General features: G+C 39.3%; 22 protein-coding genes and 1 riboswitch. Of the genes, 8 read left to right on the forward strand and 14 right to left on the reverse strand.

The window, feature by feature from the left end; genetic code table 11:
- The first annotated feature begins 60 nt into the window (after positions 1-60).
- The gene (locus PSM_RS08540) at positions 61-1,230 is read left to right on the forward strand and encodes an MFS transporter (protein WP_013465118.1); all 1,170 of its coding nucleotides are present in this window, start codon (positions 61-63) and stop codon (positions 1,228-1,230) included.
- A 46-nt stretch (positions 1,231-1,276) separates the two neighbouring features.
- Here PSM_RS08540 and helD read toward each other — a convergent pair whose 3' ends face one another.
- Complete coding sequence (helD, locus tag PSM_RS08545) at positions 1,277-3,400, reverse strand: DNA helicase IV (protein WP_013465119.1); 2,124 nt, start codon at positions 3,398-3,400, stop codon at positions 1,277-1,279.
- Positions 3,401-3,606: 206 nt separating this feature from the next.
- Here helD and PSM_RS08550 point away from each other — a divergent pair, with 206 nt between their 5' ends.
- Positions 3,607-5,649 carry a methyl-accepting chemotaxis protein gene (locus tag PSM_RS08550; RefSeq protein ID WP_013465120.1) on the forward strand — a complete coding sequence of 681 codons (2,043 nt, stop codon included), beginning with the start codon at positions 3,607-3,609 and terminating at the stop codon, positions 5,647-5,649.
- Between the two features lie 72 nt (positions 5,650-5,721).
- On the opposite strand, the gene PSM_RS08555 is transcribed toward PSM_RS08550, so the two are convergent.
- The 3 genes from PSM_RS08555 to PSM_RS08565 all read right to left on the reverse strand — a co-directional run bounded on the left by PSM_RS08555 (position 5,722) and on the right by PSM_RS08565 (position 7,944).
- Complete coding sequence (locus PSM_RS08555) at positions 5,722-6,429, reverse strand: pirin family protein (RefSeq protein WP_013465121.1); 708 nt, start codon at positions 6,427-6,429, stop codon at positions 5,722-5,724.
- A gap of 33 nt (positions 6,430-6,462) precedes the next feature.
- Positions 6,463-7,413 carry a glutathione S-transferase family protein gene (locus PSM_RS08560; protein ID WP_013465122.1) on the reverse strand — a complete coding sequence of 317 codons (951 nt, stop codon included), beginning with the start codon at positions 7,411-7,413 and terminating at the stop codon, positions 6,463-6,465.
- A gap of 78 nt (positions 7,414-7,491) precedes the next feature.
- Positions 7,492-7,944: a DoxX family protein gene (locus PSM_RS08565; protein WP_013465123.1), complete on the reverse strand. Its 453-nt coding sequence runs from the start codon at positions 7,942-7,944 to the stop codon at positions 7,492-7,494.
- A gap of 124 nt (positions 7,945-8,068) precedes the next feature.
- Here PSM_RS08565 and PSM_RS08570 point away from each other — a divergent pair, with 124 nt between their 5' ends.
- Positions 8,069-8,968 (forward strand): LysR substrate-binding domain-containing protein, encoded by a 900-nt coding sequence (locus PSM_RS08570; protein WP_013465124.1) that lies wholly within the window; start codon positions 8,069-8,071, stop codon positions 8,966-8,968.
- A 74-nt stretch (positions 8,969-9,042) separates the two neighbouring features.
- Here PSM_RS08570 and PSM_RS08575 read toward each other — a convergent pair whose 3' ends face one another.
- The 3 genes from PSM_RS08575 to PSM_RS08585 form a co-directional block, all read right to left on the reverse strand.
- On the reverse strand, positions 9,043-9,453 hold the full coding sequence (locus PSM_RS08575) for a hypothetical protein (RefSeq protein WP_013465125.1): 411 nt from the start codon (positions 9,451-9,453) through the stop codon (positions 9,043-9,045).
- A 207-nt stretch (positions 9,454-9,660) separates the two neighbouring features.
- Positions 9,661-10,506, reverse strand: coding sequence for an HDOD domain-containing protein (locus PSM_RS08580; protein ID WP_013465126.1), 846 nt, complete (start codon positions 10,504-10,506; stop codon positions 9,661-9,663).
- A 182-nt stretch (positions 10,507-10,688) separates the two neighbouring features.
- Positions 10,689-11,987, reverse strand: coding sequence for a porin (locus PSM_RS08585; RefSeq protein ID WP_013465127.1), 1,299 nt, complete (start codon positions 11,985-11,987; stop codon positions 10,689-10,691).
- Between the two features lie 346 nt (positions 11,988-12,333).
- Between PSM_RS08585 and PSM_RS08590 the strand changes: the two genes are divergently transcribed.
- Positions 12,334-12,579, forward strand: coding sequence for a hypothetical protein (locus PSM_RS08590; protein ID WP_013465128.1), 246 nt, complete (start codon positions 12,334-12,336; stop codon positions 12,577-12,579).
- A 76-nt stretch (positions 12,580-12,655) separates the two neighbouring features.
- On the opposite strand, the gene PSM_RS08595 is transcribed toward PSM_RS08590, so the two are convergent.
- The 3 genes from PSM_RS08595 to PSM_RS08605 form a co-directional block, all read right to left on the reverse strand.
- Positions 12,656-13,999 carry an SPFH domain-containing protein gene (locus PSM_RS08595; RefSeq protein ID WP_013465129.1) on the reverse strand — a complete coding sequence of 448 codons (1,344 nt, stop codon included), beginning with the start codon at positions 13,997-13,999 and terminating at the stop codon, positions 12,656-12,658.
- A complete protein-coding gene (locus PSM_RS08600; protein ID WP_013465130.1) occupies positions 13,992-14,330 on the reverse strand; it encodes a hypothetical protein in 339 nt (112 codons plus the stop codon). The genes PSM_RS08595 and PSM_RS08600 overlap by 8 nt, the downstream gene beginning before the upstream one ends.
- A gap of 145 nt (positions 14,331-14,475) precedes the next feature.
- Positions 14,476-15,288, reverse strand: a complete 813-nt coding sequence (locus tag PSM_RS08605; RefSeq protein ID WP_013465131.1) for an alpha/beta fold hydrolase — start codon at positions 15,286-15,288, stop codon at positions 14,476-14,478.
- A 240-nt stretch (positions 15,289-15,528) separates the two neighbouring features.
- On the opposite strand from PSM_RS08605, the gene sbcB reads away from it, so the two are divergent.
- Positions 15,529-16,974, forward strand: a complete 1,446-nt coding sequence (gene sbcB, locus PSM_RS08610) for an exodeoxyribonuclease I (protein ID WP_013465132.1) — start codon at positions 15,529-15,531, stop codon at positions 16,972-16,974.
- 224 nt (positions 16,975-17,198) lie between these two features.
- Here the strand turns inward: sbcB and PSM_RS08615 are convergent, their stop codons facing one another.
- Positions 17,199-18,080: an NAD(P)-dependent oxidoreductase gene (locus PSM_RS08615; protein WP_016900397.1), complete on the reverse strand. Its 882-nt coding sequence runs from the start codon at positions 18,078-18,080 to the stop codon at positions 17,199-17,201.
- 120 nt (positions 18,081-18,200) lie between these two features.
- Between PSM_RS08615 and PSM_RS08620 the strand changes: the two genes are divergently transcribed.
- The gene (locus tag PSM_RS08620) at positions 18,201-18,743 is read left to right on the forward strand and encodes a glutathione peroxidase (protein WP_013465134.1); all 543 of its coding nucleotides are present in this window, start codon (positions 18,201-18,203) and stop codon (positions 18,741-18,743) included.
- An 88-nt stretch (positions 18,744-18,831) separates the two neighbouring features.
- Positions 18,832-19,812, forward strand: coding sequence for a 2-hydroxyacid dehydrogenase (locus tag PSM_RS08625; protein ID WP_013465135.1), 981 nt, complete (start codon positions 18,832-18,834; stop codon positions 19,810-19,812).
- Between the two features lie 84 nt (positions 19,813-19,896).
- Here the strand turns inward: PSM_RS08625 and PSM_RS08630 are convergent, their stop codons facing one another.
- Positions 19,897-21,219 (reverse strand): sodium-dependent transporter, encoded by a 1,323-nt coding sequence (locus PSM_RS08630; RefSeq protein WP_013465136.1) that lies wholly within the window; start codon positions 21,217-21,219, stop codon positions 19,897-19,899.
- A gap of 166 nt (positions 21,220-21,385) precedes the next feature.
- Between PSM_RS08630 and PSM_RS08635 the strand changes: the two genes are divergently transcribed.
- Positions 21,386-22,144, forward strand: coding sequence for a 4'-phosphopantetheinyl transferase family protein (locus PSM_RS08635; protein WP_013465137.1), 759 nt, complete (start codon positions 21,386-21,388; stop codon positions 22,142-22,144).
- On the opposite strand, the gene lysC is transcribed toward PSM_RS08635, so the two are convergent.
- Both lysC and nhaD read right to left on the reverse strand, forming a co-directional pair.
- Positions 22,121-23,512, reverse strand: coding sequence for a lysine-sensitive aspartokinase 3 (gene lysC, locus PSM_RS08640; protein WP_029610010.1), 1,392 nt, complete (start codon positions 23,510-23,512; stop codon positions 22,121-22,123). The genes PSM_RS08635 and lysC overlap by 24 nt on opposite strands.
- 75 nt (positions 23,513-23,587) lie before the next feature.
- Positions 23,588-23,760, reverse strand: a riboswitch (Lysine riboswitch).
- A gap of 98 nt (positions 23,761-23,858) precedes the next feature.
- A complete protein-coding gene (gene nhaD / locus PSM_RS08645; RefSeq protein ID WP_013465139.1) occupies positions 23,859-25,106 on the reverse strand; it encodes a sodium:proton antiporter NhaD in 1,248 nt (415 codons plus the stop codon).
- Between the last annotated feature and the right edge of the window lie 163 nt (positions 25,107-25,269).

Below are 25,269 nucleotides of genomic sequence, written 5' to 3' on the forward strand. Positions count from 1 at the left end.
TCGCGCCACTATCACACCTAAATCAGCAATTATTTAAACCCTTTTTATCGGAATAATCTAATGGTGGAACTTGCCGCTAATAGTAAATCAAATAATCCTTTAGCCCCTGTTATTGGTTTATCTTTTTTTGCTATTGCTTCGGGCTTTTTAATGAGCCTGATCCCGTTATCACTGAGTGCTTTTAAGTTAAGTATTGATCTTGCGCCTTGGCTTGCCAGCGTCTTTTATTTTGGTTTACTTATTGGCGCGCTGTGTATTGAGCGTGTGGTAGTAAAAATTGGCCACCGTATGGCATTTATCGCATTTTTAATGTTGCTGATCATCAGTGTTATTGCACAGATCATTTCCCCTACAACCACAATGTGGTTAATTGCTCGCTTTGTTGCTGGTATTGCTGTTGCGGGAGTATTTGTAGTGGTTGAGTCGTGGTTGTTAATGGCGAATACACCTAAGGCGCGAGCTAAACGCTTAGGTTTATATATGACCTCTTTATATGGTGGCAGCGCTGTGGGGCAATTAGCAATCACACCGCTTGGCACTGAAGGTGCCGTACCGTATTTATTTGTCGTGGCCCTTTTGGCGTTGGCTATTTTAGCTCCATTATTAATTACCACAGGCCAACCTAATGCTCAGCAATTACAAAAGCTGCCACTTAAAGAGTTAAAAACTCTCAGCCGCCCTGCTATTTTAGGCTGTTTAGTATCAGGATTATTACTAGGCCCTATTTACGGGTTATTACCTGTTTATATAGCCGCGCAAACTGATCAAGCCCAATATACCGGCTTACTTATGGCGGTGATTATTTTAGGTGGTATGCTGGTGCAACCTTTAGTGAGTTATTTATCAACCCGTATTATAAAAAGCTTACTTATGGCTATTTTTTGTTTTGTTGGTGCTGCCAGCGTAATGGGAATATTAAACGCACATAGCTTTGGCGGATTAGTTGTAAGTTACTTTGTATTAGGTGCGTGTAGTTTTGCACTTTATCCGATTGCGATTACTTTAGCGTGCGACTCCTTACCTATGGCAAAAATAGTGTCAGCCACTGAAATAATGCTGCTCAGCTACAGTGTTGGCTCTGTATTAGGCCCGTTGTTGGCAACGCATTTTTCTGATGCAAGCCATGGTGTGCTTATTTATTTAGGTGGTTGTTTAATTACCACCTGTATTTATATGCTCATAAAAAGTATGAAAAAAATACCCACAGGTAACACCCCTGTTGCAGGTTAACTAACGCGATAAACCGCTTAAGCTTATTCGTTTGCCACTAAGCGGTTTATACCTGCGCTACCACTTTAATAGCTATGTTTTTTAACTCTTTTAGCTCAATTTGATACTCGTTTATGAGCTCGTCAACAAAACAGCTGCGGTTGTTGTCATCACTTATGATAAACACCTTGTGTTTAGCACGAGTGAGCGCCACATAAAATAAGCGTCGCTCTTCGCTATGGGCATACAAATCTTTAGCGGGTAACAGAGCTTCTAACATTGCAGGCGATGGCTTAGTGCTCGGAAATCCAAATTGCCCGCCATGCATACCTAATATAACTACATAATCGGCTTCTTTACCCTTTGAACCATGAAAGGTATCACACTCAATTTGTAATGAAGAAAAGGTGTGCTGCAAGGCGTTAATATCGGCTTTAGTAGGTAACTGAAAGCGATAGCGTGCCAGTAAATACACAACAGCGGGCTTATTTTTGTTGATAGTGTCGAGTACATGGGCAAGTGCCCCATTATTTAGCTCAGCTATTTTTGTATTTTTGCTTGAGACAACATTCGCTGTTTTTAATATGCTAATAGCGGGCTTTGTCACTTGTGATAACGAGTTAATTTGCTTAGCTAACTGGGCAGGGTTTTTCATGATAAAACATGAAGCAACCTCACTAATTTTATTATTAAAACGAAACGTAACATCCAGTATGGTTTGTGTGGTAAAACCAAAATGTGCGGCAAATTCTGTGGTCAGGCGCATATCAGCACCACTAAAACGGTAAATAGCTTGCCAGTCATCGCCTACTACAAACAAAGAGCTTCTAGGCTTACTATCGCGCAGCGCTTTAACCAACGCCGCACGCGTAGGCGATATATCTTGAAATTCATCAACCATGATATAACGCCAAGGTGAAGCAAATTTCCCTGCAGTGACGTAATCAAGAGCTTTGAGGATCATATCGTCAAAGTCTATTTCACCTTGAGTATGTAAATAATGGTTATAGTTGGCTAATAATGGCTTTAATAGTTTCCAAGTCTGCTGTAACTGCTTTGAGTCGCTTTCAAAGGTTTTGTTTGCTGTTTTATACACACTTATTAATTGACTAAATAAAGTTGCTAATTTGGTTAAATAACCGCCAGTTTTTATCTCTTTTAGAAGCGCTATATGGTTAGGCTTTGCAGCACTAAATTCAAACTCACTTTTAGCGTCATAAAGATTGTTATTTATATAGTTTACCAATGCTTTAGCATACTGTGGTTTAGCATTGGCAAGTGATTCAAAACATGCCTCAACCCATTTTATTTTAGCTTTTTCGTTTTCAGCAAGTTTAGATATTTTAGGCGTTTTTCTCTCAACCTCACTAATAATTGTTAAACCTAAGCTGTGAAAAGTAGCGGTTTTTATAGCCTGTGTATTCAGCTTAGCTTTAATACGTTCGTCCATTTCACTGGCAGCTTGCTTACCATAGGCGAGTAATAAAATATCATCGTAATTAGCTTGCTCACTGTTAACTAAATAGCCCGCTCGCGCCACCATTACACTGGTTTTACCTGTGCCGGCACCGGCTAATACGAGGTTATTATCGTCATCGATAATGCATGCCCGTCTTTGCTTTTCAGTAAGTGGGTTTGCTTCAACGTTATCGAAAAAACCAGCATAACGCTGCAATTGGGTCTGTGTGTATTTATGCTGTAAAAAGCGAGTTAATGAATCGCTCCACTGACTATATTGTTCGAGCCGTTTTATTTGCGTGCTAACAACTGCCAATGCCTCACTCTTTTTTATCCAAGGTAACCAGCGGTTGTATTGTTGTTTAACGCGCTGTTTTATATCTGCCACATAGGATTGACGCAAAAATTGATGATGTGCAAATTGGTTAATATTTTCTAGCAGCTCATTTAATGGTTCAATATTATTATTGACCCATAGCTGATCCGTCTTAGCTTTAAGTATTCGGTGACTGCCATAAGCCCTCATCCACACTCGATACTGCCTAGACTTTGTTGAAAAACGTAGTGTTTGTCCAAAAACCCCATATTCATAACAAATAGGCGAGGTTAAATCGCACCAATTCAGTGTATCTGTGTGCTTTTTGTTGTTAATGACTAAACCTTGTTGATTAATATCAACAGCGAGGAGTGGGGTAAACAGGCGGCCAAATACGCTGGGGGAAATAGAATTCATTAACAGCAGAATTCCTTTATAAAAATGAACCAATTAACGCTATTTTAAGGTAATACGCGCTGTAAGGATAATAAATCTGGCGGTAAAATTTTCAACGCGTTAAAGTAGAACAAAAAACAACCAATCAATTTATCCATTTCCTTGGCATAACTCCCTATTGTGACTAATATTTACTCTACATACAGTGATTTAACAAGGATTGAAACATGCGAATTAACTCAATTAGAACCAAAGTTATTTTACCTATTGCTTTTTTAGCACTGATCCTTGCAGGTTTACTTGTTTCAATTGCATCAATTACTTACATACAAGACAACGCGATGAAAAGGCAAACCGAAACCTTTTTTGAAGCCGTTACCGTTATTTTAAATGCTGACAGAGACATATACCAAGCACGTATTGCACTGGAAAATCTACTCAGTGCCACAGGCGATAATGAGACCAATAAAGCAGAGTTTTTAGAAAACGCTGAACAAGTCAAAGACCGCTTCAACAAATACTTAACGTACTTAAAAGATGAACAAGCACTATTGTCAAAACATGACTCTTTTTCTCGTTTTGAGCCTTTATACAATCAATGGCTAGACCACAGTAAAACGTTAATGGATTCCAGTCACTCACAAGGTAAAATGCAAAGTGATTTGAATCAAACTGAATCTGAATTTTTACAAATACGAGAAATGATGGATCAAGCAGGTGAAGAGCTTCGCATCCATACCAATAAACAGCAGCAAGATAAAGTCGGCTCAGAGTTATTAAGTCGCTATGTAGAAGCAATGGCCGAGGTGCTCAATGCAGATAGAGATATATACCAAGCTCGACTAGCAAAACAAAAAATTGTAAACCAACATGGCGAATTGGCACAAAACCAAAAACTATTTGAAGAAAATGCAGCTCAGGTTATTCGTCGCTTCAATAGTTACCGCAGCTACTTAATTGATGAGCCACAACTGACACAAAAATACGCTAATTTTGATCAACTTTATCAACAGTGGTACGAGAAAGGAAAAGCGTTAGTTTACTCAAGTTCGGCTAATCAAATAGCCTTAATTGATGATAATTTAGCGCAAGCAGATAAAAGCTTTAATGAATTGAGAGAAATACTTGATATAGCGGGCGAAGAAGCGCGAACCTATGCCCGAAAAGTAAAACATGAAGTGCAAGCTAGCATTCAACTTTTTGAAAAAATTGTGTTTGTTATCATTATTATTGCCTTTATTGTTGCTTTAGCTGTGGGTTATTACATCCCTAAAAAACTCACCGACAATATAAATAATATTACTCTACGAATCCAAGAAATTGCCGCTGGTGATGGTGATTTAACGCAAAGAATTAATACTACATCACATGACGAGCTCGGTGAGCTGAGTAATGAGTTTGATAACTTTTTAGCGCACCTGCAGCAAATAATAAAAAACATTCAGCAGCAATCCATTCAACTAGGTACTGTGACCGGCGATCTTAATAATGTCTCTGATACCGCGATGGACGTGACCCAGCAACTTGCTAATGCGTCTGACTCTATTGTAAGCGCTGGTCATGAAATGGATATGGCAAACCAGCAAATGGCTGAGCTGGCTAAAAATACCGCCCACGAAGCTGATATTTCTAGCGAGCAGGTACAGCAAGGAGTTCAAGCCATTGATGTATCGAGTAAAGCAATTGAAGATTTAATCAATGATATTCAATCGGCTTTATCAAATTCTATTGAATTAGAAAGCAGCTCAACCGATATTACGTCTGTACTTGAGGTCATTAGAAATATTGCCGAACAAACTAACTTATTAGCGTTAAATGCCGCGATTGAGGCTGCCAGAGCTGGCGAGCAAGGCCGAGGGTTTGCCGTTGTCGCTGATGAGGTTAGAACGTTGGCCACCCGCACACAACAAAGCACCGATGAAATAGATACAATGATCCAACGCTTAAATAACAATGTAAAAGCGTCATCAGATTCTATTAAAAACAGTCAAACAAATGCTAATGCCACACTCAGTAATTTTGATGCCGTTATTAGTATTTTTAGCAACCTAACTCACGCCTTTGAAAAAGTGCAGCAAATGTCGGCCGAAACCGCACAAGCAACACAAGAACAATCCCATGTAGCAAACGAGATTAATAGAAATTTGGTATCGTTAAAAGAACAGTCAGCACAAATGAAACAAATCTCTGAGCAAACAACATTGCAGTCAAAAAATGTATCAGCGCTTTACAAGCAAATGAAATCGCAAGTAGATAGCTTTAAGGTATAGTGCTGTATGTTTGTAAAACAATGGCGCAGTGTTTACTGCGCCATTAAGATAAACCCAACTAAGCCGAATAGCCTAGGCTAGTGTATCAATAATAATTATTTCACACTCTGTTGTTGCAGTTAGCGTGATAAAATCAGCATGAGTGACCTCAGCACCATCCCCTTTGTTCATGGTAATTACACTGCTTTTGTCATCTACAGTAAATACACCATCAGATGCAAGTACATAAGCTTGATGATCAATACGCTGAGTGATGGTGGTACCTTTTGCAAGCTTTCCACCATAAATACGTGCTTGTTGATTGATAAATAAGGTGTTACCCGCATCTTCTGCATAACCCGACACTAAAAGCGTAAGCTCGTTAGCTACGTCGGTCGGAAATTTTTTACTTTCCCAACGCGGCGGCACATCTTGTTTATTACTTTGAATCCAAATTTGATAAAAAGTAAGTGGCTCATTCGTACGGTTATACTCAGAATGCACAATGCCTGTGCCTGCACTCATTACCTGCACTTCACCTTGCTCGGTTATGCCTTTATTACCCATACTATCTTGATGAGTAATGGCACCACTGCGTATGAAACTAATAATTTCCATATTTTTGTGTGGATGCGCTCCAAATCCCATTTCAGGTGCAACCCAATCATCATTAACAACGCGTAATGTACCAAAGCCCATACGTGCCGGATTATAGTAATGTGCAAAACTAAAATGATGTTTAGATTTAAGCCAACCGTGATCGGCACTGCCTAAACTATTCTTTGGATAATGATTGATCATGGTCTTTCCTCAAAAAGAATAAACATTAATTAATTAATATGGACGTTCACGGTCGTGTGGAGCATCAAAATGATGCTTTGCACCCAGCGGTACTATTTGTGTTGGATTAATCGTTAAGTGGCTTACATAGTAATGCACCTTTGTGTACTCTAAATCGACTGTTTCTTTAACACCCGGTACTTGGTAAAGCTCGTTAACGTAATTGCTAATATGGTGAAACTCGCTTAATTTTTGACGGTTACACTTAAAATGCCCGTGATACACCGCATCAAAGCGAATAAGGGTTGTAAATAAACGCCAATCAGCTTCTGTAATAACATCACCAACGAGATAGCGCTGCTTAGCTAAACGCGCTTCTAGCCAGTCTAAACTATCAAATAGTGCGGTGTAAGCCTCGTTGTAAGCTTCTTGTGTAGTAGCAAAACCGGCTTTATATACGCCATTATTAATGGTGTTATAGACACGGTTATTCACGGTTTCGATTTCTTCACGAAGTGGCTCTGGATAATAATCATCAGTATTGCCAGTGAGCTCATTAAACGCACTATTAAGCATACGAATGATCTCTATTGATTCATTATTTACAATAGTTTGCGTTTTTTTATCCCATAAAATCGGCACAGTAACCCGCCCTTCATAACTAGGATCGGCTTTTAAATACAATTGATAGGCGTAATCTAAGTTATAAAGTGGATCGCCCTGCTCGCCAAATTCCCAGCCGTTTTCCATCATGGGCGCTTCAACAATACTCATAGAAATAATATCTTCGAGCTGCTTTAATTTACGAAAAATAATCGTTCTGTGCGCCCATGGGCACGCCAGCGATACATATAAATGATAACGCCCCGCCTCAGGGGTAAATTTGCTTTGTGGCGCAGATGAAATAGTATCCCTAAAACGGCTGTCTTGACGTACAAATTTACCGTCGCTTTTTTCGGTGTCGTACCATTTATCGACCCATTCACCGTTAACAAGTAATCCCATGTCCGTCTCCTAAGTATGTAGAATGTGCCAACCTTACGCAGATTGGCAGCTTAAAGTTCAATCAGTTATATGATCAGCTTATTGGTTTAATCTGTTATGAATTTTTCCATCAAGGGATAGCTTTCCAGCTCCTTGAATAAATAAGGCCAAGGTAATTGCCAACAACGATAAACCAAACTCGTAACCGTTGTTGCTCATAAATAAGCCGTTATCTATATGTACGGTAAAAATAGCAACCACCATAGTGATAGCCAGTAAAAAACTCGCAGGACGCACCAGCAAACCAACGATGAGTAGTAATCCACCAAAAAATTCAGCGCCACCCGCCATTAATGCCATTAAATAGCCCGGTGCTAAGCCAATCGACTCCATCCATTGCCCTGTGCCTTCCAAGCCATAGCCACCAAACCACGCAAACAGTTTTTGTGCCCCATGAGCACTAAACACTAATCCTGCAATAAGCCTTAATGGTAGTGTTGCAAAAGACTGTTCAGTTTTTGTGATGGCAGCTGTGATATTTTTAATCGTCATAATGTTTACCTGTATTGTTTCTGTTGATTATGCAGCTATTGTATAAGTTGAATTAAAATTAAATAACTCCTATTATTTGCTTTATATGTTCAAATATTTTGAACAGTTAATATTTGGTATGATGATGAATACACCCCCTATTAGCATAGAAGCTTTACTGGTATTAGACGCCATTGAGCATCGTGGCAGTTATGCAGCCGCTGCAGAACAACTTAATAAAGTGCCATCAGCCCTGTCGTATATTGTTAATAAACTTGAAGAGCAATTAAATGTAACTTTATTTCAGCGCCAAGGTCGGCGAGCAGTTTTAACCCCCGCAGGTAAACATTTACTGAGCGAGGGGCGTAAAGTGCTCAATGCTATAAATAATTTATCGGAGCAAACACAAACCATAGCTAATGGCTGGGAGCCTAGAATACGGATTGCTTTTGACTCAATTATTGACGTAACAAATGTTTTTGCTGCTTTGCAGCAATTTTTAATTGAACATAAAAGCATTGAAATTGATGTAAAAGAAGAGGTCATGAGCGGTACATGGGAGGCGTTAATAGAGGACAATGTTGACTTAGTGATTGGTGCACCCGCCCCCGTGCCTGCTCAAAAAGGGATCAGAGCAGTGAAAGTAACGGATATTCAAAATGTACTTGTGGTTCACCCAACCCACCCTTTAGCAAAAGAGCAAAAACCCATCAAGCCTAGTGAGCTTGGTCAATACACCACAGTGATAGTTCATGACTCTGCAAAACAAAGTATTCCGTGGTCAGCTAATTTAATCGAAGGTAGTCAACGTTTTTATGTAAGCTCCGTAAAACAAAAAATTACCGCTATTTTATCGGGAATCGGGATTGGTTATTTACCAGTAAACCTTATTGCTGAACATATTAAAGCTAAAAAACTTCATGTTGTGGAGCTCATTGAACCACGTCCTATTCAAGACTTATACCTTGCATGGAAAATAACCAACAAAGGTAAAGGATTAAAAAAATTGACTCAACTTTTAATCGACAATAATTTACAGACATGAAATAAGCCAACTACATAAATGCAAAAGCCCATGCTAACTAAATTAGCATGGGCTTTTTTAATCACTAATAGATTTTATAGAGCAAGATCTTGCTTAGCACGTGTTAAATTGTGCGACACTAACTCGTTACCTGATATTTGCTGTGCTTCGTAAAAGTCAGATAACGCTGCGGTTTCGTTTTTAGCCATTAAACGGCCAACACCGCGGTTACTTAAAGCAAATGAAGTCAGCTCACGTACTTTAAAGCGCGGGCCTGTACTTTGCTGTAATAATGTAATTGCTTTTGAACAAATTTCTTCAGCTTGGCTGTAGTTTTTTGATTTTACATTTAATGCGCAACTGTTAAATGCAACTTCGAATTCTTGTGGGGCTGTTGCAGCCTCTTCAATAACCATTAACTTGTAGTCACTTTGATCAGCCATTACAGCAGCTGAGCAAGTTAATAAAGAGCCAAGAGCGATGGTTTTGATAAGTGAGCGTTTCATGATTAGTTTCCTATTTGGTTAGTCGTGCTTGTTGCCGACAACTAAACTTTAGAGTGTTTACTTAATCTCGACAAACGATTAAAAACAAACCAATAAGTGAAAAAAACTAACCTATAGACTTTAGTCTAATTAAACTGAGCATATTCGTTTTAATAAAAGCGACAAGTAACCGCTCGTTTAACTAGGCTGCAAACCCGGCATGATTATTTACTGATTTAAGTAATCAATAACTTCTTCTTGTAAATCAATATATTCATCTTCAGACATATTTAACTTTTTAAGTATAAACGGTTCAAGGCGCTCCCAATCTTTAATTTTTTCATCACGTAAAATACTATTTACTATGCTTTCAGAGAGCTTTAACACACAAAAACAGAGCTGTTGATTAGGATCGGATGTGTCCTCAAGTAAACTTAAATCATGATGGCGTAGAATAAGCTGGCAAATATCTCTTGGTAAATGCCAACTCGATGCTAAGTAATAGCCGATAATGGCATGATTAGCGCCATAAACACGATCTTCAATATCAACTAAACTTTCTTTACTGCTTCTATTTGAACCATGCAGCACATTGACGTAGTCGTCATATTTAATCGCCATCGGAACTATGCCGCAATCATGAAATAAACCGAGAGTGTATAAGTATTCAACTGGAATTTTATTTTTTACTCGCTGCCCAACAATCATGTTTACATTAGCAATTTCAGACGCGTTATCCCAAAAACGCTCTAAACTAATACAACATGTTTTTTGTAAAAACATTTGCTTTAATTTAAGCGCAGGAATAAGTGCTTCTATACCATTCCAACCTAAAAACATGATGGCTTGTTTTATGTCAGCAATGCTTCGCACTAAGCCGTAAGCGGGTGAATTAACAATTTTTAAAATAGCAGACGATATGGCCACATCTTTAGCAACTATATCTGCAGCAGCCATTAAAGACGGCTCATTTTGACGTGCTAATCTATCAAGATCATCTAAAATTTGCGGTTTTGGGGGAATAATAAAGTTTTTGTTTACATCAGATAATACCTGCTCATTAACGACAAACATCGATGTCTAGCCTCCAGCTAAGCTATATGGATTATTTATTTAATTCCATTTGAACTTTTATACTAGAAGTTGATTAGAGATTTATCAATTTGTAGGTGCTGAAATTGGTAGGGTAAAAATAATTTTTAAAACGACAGCAGCACACGCCCAGTATATAGACGTGTGCTTTGAATACTAGCTTATTAGAAGTAATAGCCAATATTAATGTTGAAGCGGCGTTCAGTTTCGCTGCTATCGCCCGCTAATGACCCACCAACAAACGGCATGTTTTTACCATGAACTAAGTCAAAGTACGTAAATAAACCACCTGCAGCGACCGAGAAACCGGTTACGTTCATCCAGGTATCTTTGCTGTTGTCTGATTTGTCGTAAATAGCGCTGTAGTCATTATAAAACTGTAAGTTTGTTACTGCACCCCATTGCACCGGCACACTGTATGCTACGTTTGCACTCGACATAGTTGCTTCCGCTGCCATGCTATCGTAAAACGAGTAAGCGCCTACAGCAATACGGTTTACGTTATCAATATCGTAGTTGTATTCGCCATGTTGTAATTGCAAGTTCCAAGGGCCCATATTACTGTTTAAGTGAAGCGCCCATGCGTTATAGTCACCTGCGCGGTCAACACCATCATGCAAGCCACCAGCAAGCGCTGACACACCAATTTCAGTTTTACCACCCTCATGCTCTATGTGGTAGCCGTAACGACCTGAGAACGTATTATATTCGCCAATTGGATTGGTCGGCTCAGCGTAAACACCATCACCAGCTTCTCTAAAACCAACAATATCGTATGAGTAGCGATCGCTGCGGTTATCTACATAACCATCAACACCACCTAATTCATCATTTTTGAAAAAGCCTAAATCAAGCTGCCAGTTATCGGCAATTTTACGCTTAAATAACACCCCTAAATCGTGGTCGTCTTCAAGGCCTACGTAATAGTTAGTGCTGAAAAAGTAGTTATGTGAATTGTAAGGCCAGTTACCAAAAGGAACCTGAGTAATACCTGCTTGAACTTGCCAATCATCAGCAAAATCGTAAGCAGCATAGGCGTATTTAACAGCTGTCATGTAATCAAAAAAACGAATTTCAGCGTTTAGTTTTACATCACCCACATCGCCTGAGAAATTTAAGCGAAAAATATCAAAGTCAAAATCGCCGCCGCGATTTTTATTGTCGTCATCATACGAGGTGTGGCTATAGTTGGTTCGAACAGCACCGCCAATTTTAATTCCCTGAGGCTTGTGTTCATGTTTAGCTACTTTAACTTCAGCTATATCTTCTTTCTGTTCAATGGTGCGCTCGATTGTCTTTTCACTTTTTTGCTCTGCTTTTGCAAGTTGCTTTTGCAGCATTTCCACTTGTTTTTGTAAGCTGCTTAATTGCTGCTTTACTTTATCAAGATCTGTATCTGCATGTGCCGGATGTGAAAAAACAACCATAGCCACTGCCAGTGCTAAAGGTTTCATAGGTGTCATAATTTGTCCTTGCTTGCCTTGTTGATGTTATTAACTCGAACTTGGTCAGCGTGAGCTAAGTACCTGCTTGATTTTACATATTGTTTTACAATGATAACGTATTTTTACAACTCTTCAATTACACTTTATGATTTTGCGCAACACACCAACAACACACACTACTTTTTAGCAGGGTAAGCATGACAATTAATCATCATTTTAATAAATGAAAGCAGCAGCTTGCAAAATTAAAGCTTAAAAAAATAGTAGGATGATCATGTACCTATTTTTAATGTGTTATTATTTAAAAAGCATATTTAAAACAGCCAGTTTGTTGCTACATATATAAATTAAGGACTCTCCAAAAATGAAAAATAACGATACCTTTAACACAATTGCTACGTTAATTTTTAAGCATCTTTATAATAACTTTCCAAGCCCAAGCCAGTTAGATCCTGAACAATTAATTAGCGATGCCTCAGATCATCAAGGTGAGCAAATAAAAGGAACAATTGCGTTTCTTCTTCATGAGGAATATATATTTTCGACGCCCAGCGCCACTTTTTTGCTAACCGAAAAAGGCTTTAGCCACGCTTTGTGTCCTAAGTTTTAAACTCACCACTTACAAAGCGATACCACAAAAAAAGCCCTAGCAATTAAAGCTAGGGCTTTATAATGATTTTTAACGTTTATTTTTTCTCTTTTTCTAAACGCTTCTTAAGGCTCAATGCCGCGTCGGCCGCCAGTAAGCGCATAAATTCAGAACCATTATTTTGCTCACCCTGCCCTGCACCTATAACAATTTCAGGCACTAAGCGACTGTTACCTAAGCTATTAAATAAAGCCGTTTGAATTTTAACTTCTGCTTTAAGTGTTTCATCAAATACATACTTAGGATCAAGCGCTGCTGATTTTGCGCGTAAACGCGCTTCAGCTAAAACGTCCATACCTAATGCTTCTAAGCGTTGCTGTTTTAAAATTTCTTCTTGCTCTTTTGCAAGCTCCGCTTTAACAGCTACACGTTGCTGAGCAGAAATAATCGCATTCGCTTTTATTCGTTCTGCATCAATTTGCTCTTTAATTTTTAGCTTTTCAGACTCAGCTCTTTGCTTTGCAATCGCTTGTTCGCCTAATGCCACTTCAGTACGTGCTTGTTGCTCTGCTTTTTTAAGGTTTTGTCTTGCCAGCGCTTCATCAGCAGCCGCTTGTTTTTGCGCCTCTAAACGTGCATTTACTTTATTTTCGTAATCAATATCAATAATACTCGCATCAACGACTGTGATCCCATAAGAGCCTAAAATAGGCGCATTACGTAGCGGATTACCTTCAGCATCCTTCTTTATATTAATGGTAACGCGTTGTTGCTTACTTAAATTACTTAAATCGTCAGACTTGTCACGCTCGCCAGTACTAATAATTTGCTCAGTAACAAAAATACCATTCGTAAGTTGATCAGAAAAATCTTGGCTTAATTGACCATTACCACCTGAATAATGTTGCTCCACCGACATCATACGTGCCGACGCTTTTACATTTTCTGTAGTGGCACGCATTAAAAGGTTAGAAATTAGGGTTTCTTGGGAGCCAAATTCTTCATGAATTTTTAATAAACCACGTAAAGCACCCGATTCACTAGCGGGTACGTTGCCAGGCAATCTAAAGCGGGAAACACCGCGTGCCCCACCGGTCGTGGTATCTAAGAATCGAATAGGAATGAGTGGTACAATGGCACTGGCTGTTGCGCTGCTATCGCCGGTAAAGTTAATTGAAATAACTTTTTTATAGGCTGATGTCGTACCAAATGCTTTTAAGTAAGGGCCCGCTTGATTTATTACCGTTAAATTACCGGTAAAAGCTGACTGATGAACTAGCCGTTCATCGGCTTCATTCCATGAAATAACCTGCGACGTTAATGTTGCAATCACTGCTAACACCACGACAACGGATGTTAGTAAAATCACATTACGACGACCAAAACGTGCCATAAATGAGGTGTTTTTTGCCTCAGCGACTGCTTGTTGCTCGCTATCCATTTTGAGTACTCTCCATGTTTAGTTTCTTTTTAACAAAATACGTAATTTCTTGTTCGCTTAAATGCGCACAAAAACTACCCGATCGATGCAAATCTATAAAAGTTGCAAGGATCTCTTGTTTGCCTTTAATTGTTTTTTCCTGGTTTTCTTGGGTTTGGTTTTTCTCGCTAAGTTGAGCAATGAGTTCATCAATAATGGTGTCTTTATCAAATAACACATTATATTCTTTTGACTTTCTTACTCGGCTCTTACGTATATTGCTGTAAATCACATAAAGCGCCACACACAAAATAATAACAAGCGTACTTAACCCAATAATATAAAAAATCATAACGTCTGCTTATATTAATTGAATAATTAACCCCAACAACAAATGTAACGACTAGGTCACAAATGTTAAGCCGATAATTTTACAGAATAACGACCCAAATAACAGAATTAAAACTTGGCTTGTGTATATTTTTGTAAACTAAAAATTAATCAGTGCGATTAAGTAACCTGACTAGCTGGGTGATCACCATTTCTGGCTCATCATTTTGTGGATAGTGGTAACTTTTACGCGTTAGCACTATCTCACCTTGAGGAAAAGCATTAGCCCAGTTTGAATGCAGTTCTCCCCACATTTCACGCCCTTTTTCAGTAAAAAATAACACCGATGGATTTTCATATTTTTTAACTGAGGCAATAACCGTCACGGGAATATCTGCTATTTGTGGATAATCGGGCAAAGGCCGCTTCGACCAAAAGTCTAAATACTGATTCGATATGCCGTTTTTCATATCATCACGTTTTATAGCAGCAATTTCTTTTTCAGCGCGCGGTAAATCAATCTTACGCATAATATCAACATCATGCTCTGAGGCGGGTTCAATTAACATTAACGCTTTAATGTTATCAGGGTAGCTTGCTGCAAATACTCTTGCGATATAAGCACCATAAGAATGCGCCACATAAATCACAGGTTCTTCAATTTTTAACGCTTTAAGTAATAGTAAAGCTTCAGCAGCATACTCCTCAGAGCTATAGTTTTTCTTTATTTGCGCTGAGCCGCCATTGCCAATTCGAGAATAGCGAATTACTTTTGCATGCTTGATAAGCGAGTTATAAATGGGATCCCAATCACTCAGCCCTGCAGAGCCACCCGCCTCGAGTAAAACAGTGTGTTTACCACTACCCGCTATTTCATATTCAATATCAAAGCCATTTACTTTAACTTTTGCAAGCTCAGCAAACGCAGCGGTAGAGGTGATTAATACCCAAAATAGAGTCGTTTTTATTATTAGTTTCATGTTGTTGAAAGAATATGGAGTGTTGGCTTAAGTTATAACATTAACCGTTATGTTTATAAATAATTTCTCTATCACAGAACCTTAAAAATAAATAATCACCCTTAAATCATGTTTTGACTAATAGATTTCCCTATTCAAGCCTATAAACCTCTGTGACCCTATGCCATAATCTAAATAATTCATAAATTTAGTAACTTGGCGGTATATAAACCGTTTCAAGCTAACTTATAGGGTTTTTTAATGGCTTATCAAGAGCAAAATCAAGCAACAATCTATTGGCACGACTACGAGACCTGGGGAGCAAGCCCACAAAAAGATAAGCCGAGCCAATTTGCAGGTGTACGCACCGATCTTGATTTAAATATTATTGGCGAGCCGCTTATTGAGTACTGTAAGCCGCAAGCGGATTATTTACCCCATCCTGAAGCGTGTTTAATCACCGGTATTACCCCGCAAGTGGCGATGCAAAAAGGCTTAGTTGAGGCTGAGTTTATTGCTAAAATTCATGCCGAATTTAGCGTGCCCAATACCTGTGTGGCTGGTTATAACAGTATTCGCTTTGATGATGAAGTAAGCCGATATAGCTTTTATCGTAACTTTTACGACCCATATGAGCGTGAATATAAAAACAATAACAGTCGTTGGGATATTATAGATTTAGTGCGTGCCTGCTATGCACTTCGCCCTGAGGGCATTGAGTGGCCATTAAAAGAAGATGGCAGCCCAAGTTTTAAACTTGAGCATTTAACTGTAGCTAATGGTATTGAACATGCCGCTGCGCACGATGCATTAAGTGATGTAACGGCTACCATTGCACTGGCTAAATTAATAAAAGAAAAGCAGCCTAAGCTGTATCACTTCTTTTTTAGTTTGCGTAATAAGAAAGCCCTTGCTGAATTGGTGGACGTGTTTAACATGACCCCATTAGTGCATACCTCGTCGCGTATTCCAGCAACCCAGGGTTGTACCACGTGGGTGGCACCTATGAGCTTTCATCCTGTTAATAAAAACGCAGTTATTTGTTTTGATTTAACCCAAAACCCGCAGGTGTTACTTGATTTAAATGTAGAGCAATTACGCAAGCGTTTATACACCAAACGTATAGATTTAGCAGAGGGTGATTTACCCGTAGGTTTAAAATTGGTGCATTTAAATAAGTGCCCTATTTTAGCACCAGCTAAAACACTACTGCCTGAAAACGCTGCTCGCTTGGGTATTGACCGTGAGCAATGCTTGGCTAATTTAGCCATTTTAAAAGCCAATACTGAGCTTCGCGATAAAGTCACTGAAGTATTTAATGAGCAAGGCGATTACAGCGCCACTACAAATGTAGATTATTTACTTTATGATGGCTTTACTAGCCATGCTGATAAAGCCAAATTTGCGATTATTCGTGATGCAAAACCTGAAGACTTGGCAAGTTTAAAGCTTGAATTTGAAGATCCTAAGTTTAATACTTTGCTGTTTAGATACCGCGCGCGTAACTGGCCACAAACGCTAAACCAGCAAGAGCTTGATCAATGGCGTCAATATTGCCAAAGCAAGTTAATGCATGGCGAAGATCAGCCATCAATCAGCGCACAAGATTTTATGATCACCCTTGAAAACCTAGCGCATGAGCATGATGACAGCGAAAAAAATCTTACAATTTTAAAAGCGCTGTATAACTACGCGCAAAGCATGTAATTTGCTTTAGTGTATATAACCCATGAAAAACGCGACGATTTAGCAATAAAGTGTCGCGTTTTTTGTGTATAGCTAGGTAAGCGAAAGTTAATCCCACAAAGAGAAGTGAATGAGGAATAAATGAGAAAACATAAAACCAACATTCATTTTTTATGTGTATCACTTTCTCTAAAAGCGCAGCGCCTCTTAGCCTCTTTGTGAACAGTTTACTTTTACCAATTACATTACTTTTTATGCAGTGCTTCAATACGCGCTAGTAAACTTGATGTGTCGTACCTGCCGCCGCCAAGAGCCTGTACATCGGCGTAGTATTGATCGACCGTTGCAGTCATTGGCAGCGTTGCACCATTATTTTTAGCTTCATCAAGGGCAATGCCTAAATCTTTACGCATCCAATCTACAGCAAAACCAAACTCGTACTCGCCTGCCCACATTGTTTTATAGCGGTTTTCCATTTGCCACGAACCAGCTGCGCCTTTAGAAATGGTTTCTATTACTTTTTCGCCATCAAGCCCTGCTTGTTTAGCAAAATGTAAGCTCTCAGCTAAGCCTTGTACCACACCAGCAATACAAATTTGATTAACCATTTTACATAATTGCCCTGAGCCCACTTCGCCTAAAAGCTGACTAAAACGGCTAAATGCCGCCATGATAGGTTGTGCTTTAGCAAATACCGCTTCGTTGCCACCGGCCATTACGGTTAATACCCCGTTTTCAGCACCTGCTTGACCGCCCGATACTGGCGCATCAATAAAGTCGATATGCTGTAAAGCCGCTTTTGCCGCAACTTCACGCGCTACCTCAGCAGAAGTAGTTGTGTGATCGATTAAAATCGTGTTTTTGTCCATACCAGCTAAAACGCCATCATCGCCGTATACCACTGACCGTAAGTCGTCGTCATTGCCAACACACATAAATACCATATCGGCACCACTTGCAGCTTCACGCGGGGTAGGTGCAAAACTGCCGTTAAAATCTTCAACCCATTTTTGTGCTTTAGCTGCTGTGCGGTTATAAACACATACGCTGTGCCCCGCTTTTGCTAGATGCCCTGCCATTGGGTAACCCATTACGCCTAAACCTATAAATGCAATTTTTACTGACATAAAAATGACCTATTTAACTGATAACTTAGAAACATAAGCTCGATTATGTCAATCGGCCGCTAAAAAAGCGAATGAAAGTCTTTTAAAATTTCCCTCATACGGAAATTAGGTAGGTAATCTATGGATAGTATTTATCAATTTAACGCACCACTTTGTAATAACGATGATTTTTCTTTGAGTCAGCTAAAAGGAAAAACGGTTCTTATTGTTAATACCGCCAGTAAATGTCATTTTTCTGCGCAATTATGCGCGCTAGAAAAGCTATATCAACAATACAAAAACGATGGGTTTACTATTTTAGCCTTTCCGTGTAATCAATTTGATAAAAATGAGCCATTAGAGGGAATGGCCATTAAAGACTATTATCAAAAACATTTTTCAATTAATTTTGAGGTGTTTAATAAGGTCATGGTAAATGGCCCAGATACGCATCCACTGTTTAGTTATTTAAAGTCTCATACACGGGGGATTGCACAAAACCGAGCAATAAAATGGAACTTCACTAAGTTTTTAGTTAATGCACAAGGGCAGCTGGTTGCTCGCTATGCACCGCGAACTAAACCAGAGTCATTACATAATGTAATAACAAGCTGCTTAGAATCAGTGCCCGTTATAAAACCGACGACCGCTCGTTTAGGAGTCCGTTCGGCTGTATTAAAATAATCCTGTCGTAATTAAAACAACAAGAGTGAAGCATCTATAGTAAGAATAGTTTATGGTAATAAAATAATTGATTACTTGGAGCTAGTTAATGGATATTGCTTTTTTTAGTGCTCAGAAATATGAGCGACCTTTTTTTGAGCAAAGTTTAAATGGCTTTTCTAACATCACTATTACTTATTTTGAGCAAAGTTTATCGGCGCAGACGGCAATATTAGCTAAAAACTTTGACGCTGTGTGCGTATTTGTAAACGATACAGTAGATAAAGCAGTGATTGAGCAACTTGCCACATTGGGTGTTAGCGCTATTTTATTACGCTGTGCGGGGTTCAATAACGTTGACTTGCCTGTTGCCAAACAGCGTAACCTCAGCGTGTTACGCGTACCCGCTTACAGCCCTGAGGCAGTCGCGGAGCATTGTGTTGCCCTTATGCTCACCCTCAGCCGTAAAACACACAAAGCTTATAACCGCGTACGCGAAGACAACTTTGATTTAAATGGCTTACTTGGGTTTAACTTACATAACAAGACCATAGGTATTATAGGCTGCGGTAAAATAGGCTTGGCACTGTGTAACATTTTAAATGGTTTTGGCGCTAACGTTTTAGTGTGCGACCCTTTTGCAAAACCAGGCAATTACACTATTACCGATTTAAATACCCTACTTGCCCAAAGCGATATAATTTCACTGCACTGCCCGCTGAGCGAAGACACGCACCATTTAATCGATGACGCCGCATTTAATAAAATGAAAACCGGGGTCATGCTCATTAATACTTCTCGCGGTGCGCTGGTAAACAGCCAAGCATGTATTAAAGCACTTAAATCACAAAAACTGGGGTATTTAGGGCTCGATGTGTACGAACAAGAATCAGAACTGTTTTTTAAAAACCACAGTGACGAAATAAATCAAGACGATATATTCTCTCGTTTAGTGAGTTTTAGAAATGTGTTAATAACAGGGCATCAAGGCTTTTTTACTCAAGAAGCTCTAACCGAAATCGCTAATATAACATTACAAAATGCATTTGAGGTTACTCAAGGAAATAGCTTAACAAACGAAGTGCTATAGCGCGGCTAAACAAAAAGCAAAAAAGCGAACAAAATATAGTGTTCGCTTTTTTGTTATCAATAACACATGAGTTATTAACGCGTTCTAGCCAAACGCAACGTTTGCAAATACTAAGGTCATTAGCACTGGGCAGACAAAACGAATGTACTGAGCAAACCAATAATGTGCACCAGAACTTGCTTGATGAAGCTTATTACCACGCTGCCATAACCAGCCCACTGTAATAAAATAAAACAGTCCCATCAACGGAAGTTGGTATTGAGTAAATACCATAATAACCAAACCAAATAGCCAATCAAAATTAACAATAATAGTACTGGCACAAACAAATACAATGGCACTGACTGCCCATGTTGCTTTGGTTCTATCTACACTGTGGTTTTCAACCAAAAATGCCACAGGGATCTCAGTTGATGAAATAGTTGAGGTAACTGAAGCTATCGACATCAATACAAAAAATAATAAGCCAACCAATAAACCAATTTCACCCATAGTGCCAAATAGCTCAGGTAATATGGCAAATATAAGTTGCCCCTCACCAATTAATTTACCGTTATTAAATACTTCAACGCCATTGTACTGGGCAACATAAATAGCCGGAATTATTAATAAGCCCGCTAAAAACGCCACGCTGGTATCAAGTAGCGCAACACTTGCGGTTAATTTTGGTAAGTTAGCACCAGGTTTTAAATATGAGCCGTAAATCATCATACAGCCTACCCCAAGCGACAACGAAAAGAACGCCTGTCCCATTGCGGCAATAATTAAATCAGGGTCGAGTATTTTGCTAAAATCAGGCACTAAATAAGCAGCAAACCCTTCGCTTGCGCCATCTAACGTTGCAATATAAATAATAAGCCCAATAAGGAGAACAAGTAAAAGCGGCATTAAACGGCGTGACCAGGTTTCTATTCCCGACTTCACCCCTTTTAAAATAATACTGGCGGTTAAAATAAGCATAAGCGGCGTAAAAATAAAATTACGTAACATAGAGTCGCTATGTAAAAACTCACTCAAGCTATGCCAGCCAAAAAAGCTACTTATAGGCTCTATAGCGTAGGAAAGCATCCAACCGGCCACAATTGAGTAAAAACTTAACATAACGATGGCACCGGCAAGGCCAATATAGCCTGCTGCGGCTCCCACTTTAGGGGCATGATCTTGCCATGCTTGGCTTAGCGCTTTAACAGGGTTAGCTTGGGCTTTGTAACCTAAATACAGCTCGGTGTACAAAGCAGGTAACGCCAGCAAAAAAATAACGATAAAGTAAACCAGTAAAAATGCGCCGCCACCATGATTAGCAGCCTGCGTAGGAAAACCCCATATATTACCTAAACCTACCGCTGCACCGGCTGCTGCCAATACAAAACCTAGTCGACTTTGAAAACCATCACGCACTTGTGCCATACACCTACAAATCTGTTATTATTTTAACGAATGCGAATTAAACCATATTTAAGAGCCACTGAGTAATAAAAATGTACTTAGCGCTCACAACAACTAACAACCGCTCACAAACTATCCAGCTTTGGGTAATAAATATGTAATCGGTCGTCATTTATAACGAGCAATGATGAGTGTAACTTACTTTGAAAACCAGCTAAAAGCCACGCCCGCTTTAGCAAATAACAGCCATTGCATTGCGTTGCTTAACGCAACAACCCTCAATGTGGGTGAATTTGATTTACCCCACTATTTAAGCCCTTTTGAGCTCAATGTTATTAATCGGCGTAAAAATCCACAGGCTAAACAAGAATATTTAGCCACACGTTTAGTGCTTAAATACCTAGTAAAAACCGCTTGTTCTTCTTATGCATCATTAAAGCTGTGTGATATTAGTTCTGAATTTAACCCCGATAACAGTAAATTAGAATTACATATTAAAAATACAACAGGCGTGATCAGTTGCTGTATTTCTCATTCTCATGGTTTTGTAGGTGCAGCGTTAAATGTAGCATCAACTCAATTTGGCTTTGATATTGAAAAAATTAGTTTAAAGCGCCCTTTTAATAAACTCGCTAAACACTTTTACCACCCAGCCGAAGTGAGTTTAATAACCAATACAGATAACATAACAACTCAAGCACATCATTTTTTTAGGATTTGGACATTAAAAGAAGCGCTGGCTAAAGCCACCAGCCGCCCCATTGCTCAATTATTAAGCCCTAATGTGTTTAACGAACTTAATAACACTCAGCTTACAGCTTGTAGCAATACCGTGGTTGGAGCACATAACGACATGTTTGATATTAGCGTTGTGGCAAAAAAAAGCACCGACTGGCGGTGCTCAATAATAACTATTAACGATTTACGCAGCGCAATCACTTTCTAGTAATCGACTATGAATCGCTTGAACCACTGCATCAGACTCGCTTTGCTCAACTAAAAAGCACAAGTTATGTTTACTTGCACCATGGCAAATGAGTCTAATATTAAAGTCACATAATACTTTCATTAAATTCATTTCATGTTGGCGCAAAACAATTTCAGAGCCAATTAACGCTACCAGCGTTAAATTGTTTTCAACCGATACATGGCAAAATTCAGCGAGTTTATCCAAGCACTCTTGATCTAGCTCTGGGCGTGATGCATTAGGCGCATTATCAAGGGTAATTGCCACACTAATTTCAGAAGTGGTGACCAAATCTACCGAAATATTGCACTCACTTAAAATAGTAAATATACGGGCTAAAAAGCCACTGGCTAACAGCATTTCTGGGCTTTTAAGGGTTAATAATATTTGATTTTTACGTTGCGTTACCGCACGAATACCAGGTAGCTGCGATTTTTCACGTTCAATCCACGTACCGCCAAGTTCTGGCTCTGTGCTTGAGCCAACAAACACATTAATATGGCTGCGACTGGCAGGTAAAATAGTTGCCGGGTGCAATACTTTAGCGCCAAAGGTCGCCATTTCTGCTGCTTCATCAAAACTTAAACGCGCAATAGGAGTGGCTTTTACACACAAACGAGGATCGGTGCTAAAAATACCCACTACGTCAGTCCAAATATGCACACTTTTAGCGTTAATAGCCTCAGCAAGCAGTGCAGCGCTATAATCTGAGCCGCCTCGACCGAGCGTGGTCGTTAAATTGTTTGCATCGCTACCAATAAACCCTTGGGTCACAATAACGCTATCATCAAGCAGCGGAATTAAATGTGTTTGAGCGGCTTGCGCTGTGGCGGCCACATTTGGTGTTGCTTTACCAAATTGGCTATCGGTTTTAAGCACCTGGCGCACATCAAAACGAGTGGCATTTAAACCCTTTAACCTTAGTACTTGGGTAAATAAGTACGACGATAAACGCTCGCCAAAGCTAAGTAGCTCATCGAACTGCTGCTCAGTATTGAGTGTTTGTGCCGCCAACGTTTGAAATGCATCAAGCGTTTGATTAAACCCAAGGGCTAAATCCTCATCTAACGACAGGTCATTTAAAATAGCCTGCTGAATCGCAAGGACACCATCAATATGCTGTTGGCGTTTAGTGGCTTCAATACCCGCTTTGCAAAGCTCCACTAAATGATTGGTCACTCCGGCACTGGCGCTTACTGCAACAATACGTACATTTTTATCGTTTACGATAATTTCGCTACAACGGCTCATCGCCTCAAAGTTAGCAACGCTGGTGCCACCAAATTTGGCAACAATGTAATCTGATTTTGTGCACTGTGAACTTTGTGGCACTGGTTGGGTAGTCATTTCGTCTCCTTTCGCGGCATCCAAACCGCAATAAAACAAGAAGAACTTGGCAGGAAATAAAGATAAGAAAAATCTACTGCCAGAAGCTCTCCACCTAAATTGGTGACAGTTTTGAGGATTCAGCCCCATAAACCGAAAAACAATGGTAACGACCCATTATTTTCCTCGGCGAGTACTTCCCTCCTTAATGATCGCAGGCTGTCGTTGCCTCACATTAAGTACCTAAGTATCGCACCTCTTCTGAATGTATTATTAACCTGTGGCTAATAAAACAAAACCGCACTAAGAGTGCGGCTTTGAAAGTTATCGTTTAGACGTCTAGCTGTCAAGTCGTTTTACTATAAAATCAAATAAAACTACCCATTAAGTAAGAGCCCGCATAACCAAAGGTGTAACACAGTAATAAATACAGCGATAAGCGAAGGTAACTTGCAAACGTCAGCTCTTTTACCTTACTCATGGCTATAATACCGGCCGCCGAGCCAATGATTAGCATAGAGCCACCTACACCGGTTGCATACGTAAACGACAACCAATGCTGTTGACTCATTACAATGTCGGCTTTTAATAACGCTGCCGTTAGTGGCACGTTATCAACACCTGCAGATAAAATACCCATTAAGTAGTTTGCGTACTCTGGCGCCATTACCGTATACAAATTAGTAAATTGGCTCAGTACCCCAACTTCTTTTAACGCACCAACAAGCAGTAACACACCCACGAAAAACAATAAGGTGTCGTACTCTATGTCGCGTATAAAATCGATCATATCTTTGTTGATGTCTTTTTTGCGCATTAAAAATTGCGCGACTAAAAACATAATAGATAAACCCAATAAAAAAGTAAGCAGAGGCGGTACACTGTATAAAACACTCAATGTAAGCGTAGCAATAACCGTAGTGAAGAAAATAACCGCAATGGTTATGTCGGTTTTTTCAATACGTTTAAATTTAGTTTTTTTAAACTCGAGTTGCTTATTCATGCCAATTGATAACAAAGTAGCCAGTAATAATACACTTAGTAACGCAGGCACAATTAACAGTAATAAATTGCTAATTGTTACTTTACCATCAAGGAAAATCATAAGTGTGGTTACATCACCCGTGATAAGTGATACACCACCGGAGTTTACAGCAAATACAATAAGCGTGGCGTACTTAACTAACTTTTTGGCTTCAAGTTTTAATGACATAATCACTGCCAGTGATATTAGCGTGGCCGTAACGTTGTCAGAAATAGATGAAAATAAAAACGCAAAACACCCCACCAAAAACATCAGCTTTCGCTCACTAATGCTGGTTGGCATAATCCGATTCACAACATTTTCGATAAGTCCTTTAGAGTTTAAATAGGCGACAAAGGTCATTGCGGCCATTAAAAACAGCCATAAAGAAGCAATTTCTAAAATATTGTGGTCTAGGAGGGTTTGAATCGTTTCGGGGCTTTGCCCATTAAGAGGAAAAATAAAGGAGATAATCCAGCAAAGTGTACCAAAAAATAACGTCGTTTTGGCTTTGTTAACGTGGATCACATCCTCAATAACGATAAGCAAGAATGCAATCGCTATCAGCGTCAGGATAATCGAGGAAACCATGATATTAAACAACCTTCGGGGTTAAGTAAAAATTGAAACCATGTAAAAAATATACCCACAAACTCTATGTGCCTATATTCGGCGCGGATACTATCACTAAGCGGGTGTAAAAACTATTATTAAATCGTCGCAAAAACGAATACCATATAAGTTCGAGAAATAT

This window comes from Pseudoalteromonas sp. SM9913, assembly GCF_000184065.1.
GTDB classification, from domain to species: Bacteria; Pseudomonadota; Gammaproteobacteria; order Enterobacterales; family Alteromonadaceae; genus Pseudoalteromonas; species Pseudoalteromonas tetraodonis.

Excerpts from the sequence above, each read along its gene's own strand:
- PSM_RS08625 (WP_013465135.1), top strand. The coding sequence starts at position 18,832 with ATGGATATTGCTTTTTTTAGTGCTCAGAAATATGAGCGACCTTTTTTT.
- PSM_RS08550 (WP_013465120.1), top strand. The coding sequence starts at position 3,607 with ATGCGAATTAACTCAATTAGAACCAAAGTTATTTTACCTATTGCTTTT.
- PSM_RS08570 (WP_013465124.1), top strand. The coding sequence starts at position 8,069 with ATGAATACACCCCCTATTAGCATAGAAGCTTTACTGGTATTAGACGCC.
- PSM_RS08580 (WP_013465126.1), bottom strand. The coding sequence starts at position 10,506 with ATGTTTGTCGTTAATGAGCAGGTATTATCTGATGTAAACAAAAACTTT.
- PSM_RS08575 (WP_013465125.1), bottom strand. The coding sequence starts at position 9,453 with ATGAAACGCTCACTTATCAAAACCATCGCTCTTGGCTCTTTATTAACT.
- PSM_RS08565 (WP_013465123.1), bottom strand. The coding sequence starts at position 7,944 with ATGACGATTAAAAATATCACAGCTGCCATCACAAAAACTGAACAGTCT.
- sbcB (WP_013465132.1), top strand. The coding sequence starts at position 15,529 with ATGGCTTATCAAGAGCAAAATCAAGCAACAATCTATTGGCACGACTAC.
- PSM_RS08595 (WP_013465129.1), bottom strand. The coding sequence starts at position 13,999 with ATGGATAGCGAGCAACAAGCAGTCGCTGAGGCAAAAAACACCTCATTT.
- nhaD (WP_013465139.1), bottom strand. The coding sequence starts at position 25,106 with ATGGTTTCCTCGATTATCCTGACGCTGATAGCGATTGCATTCTTGCTT.
- PSM_RS08540 (WP_013465118.1), top strand. The coding sequence starts at position 61 with ATGGTGGAACTTGCCGCTAATAGTAAATCAAATAATCCTTTAGCCCCT.
- PSM_RS08600 (WP_013465130.1), bottom strand. The coding sequence starts at position 14,330 with ATGATTTTTTATATTATTGGGTTAAGTACGCTTGTTATTATTTTGTGT.
- PSM_RS08630 (WP_013465136.1), bottom strand. The coding sequence starts at position 21,219 with ATGGCACAAGTGCGTGATGGTTTTCAAAGTCGACTAGGTTTTGTATTG.
- PSM_RS08555 (WP_013465121.1), bottom strand. The coding sequence starts at position 6,429 with ATGATCAATCATTATCCAAAGAATAGTTTAGGCAGTGCCGATCACGGT.
- PSM_RS08605 (WP_013465131.1), bottom strand. The coding sequence starts at position 15,288 with ATGAAACTAATAATAAAAACGACTCTATTTTGGGTATTAATCACCTCT.
- PSM_RS08560 (WP_013465122.1), bottom strand. The coding sequence starts at position 7,413 with ATGGGATTACTTGTTAACGGTGAATGGGTCGATAAATGGTACGACACC.
- PSM_RS08635 (WP_013465137.1), top strand. The coding sequence starts at position 21,386 with ATGAGTGTAACTTACTTTGAAAACCAGCTAAAAGCCACGCCCGCTTTA.
- lysC (WP_029610010.1), bottom strand. The coding sequence starts at position 23,512 with ATGACTACCCAACCAGTGCCACAAAGTTCACAGTGCACAAAATCAGAT.
- PSM_RS08590 (WP_013465128.1), top strand. The coding sequence starts at position 12,334 with ATGAAAAATAACGATACCTTTAACACAATTGCTACGTTAATTTTTAAG.
- PSM_RS08620 (WP_013465134.1), top strand. The coding sequence starts at position 18,201 with ATGGATAGTATTTATCAATTTAACGCACCACTTTGTAATAACGATGAT.
- helD (WP_013465119.1), bottom strand. The coding sequence starts at position 3,400 with ATGAATTCTATTTCCCCCAGCGTATTTGGCCGCCTGTTTACCCCACTC.
- PSM_RS08585 (WP_013465127.1), bottom strand. The coding sequence starts at position 11,987 with ATGACACCTATGAAACCTTTAGCACTGGCAGTGGCTATGGTTGTTTTT.
- PSM_RS08615 (WP_016900397.1), bottom strand. The coding sequence starts at position 18,080 with ATGTCAGTAAAAATTGCATTTATAGGTTTAGGCGTAATGGGTTACCCA.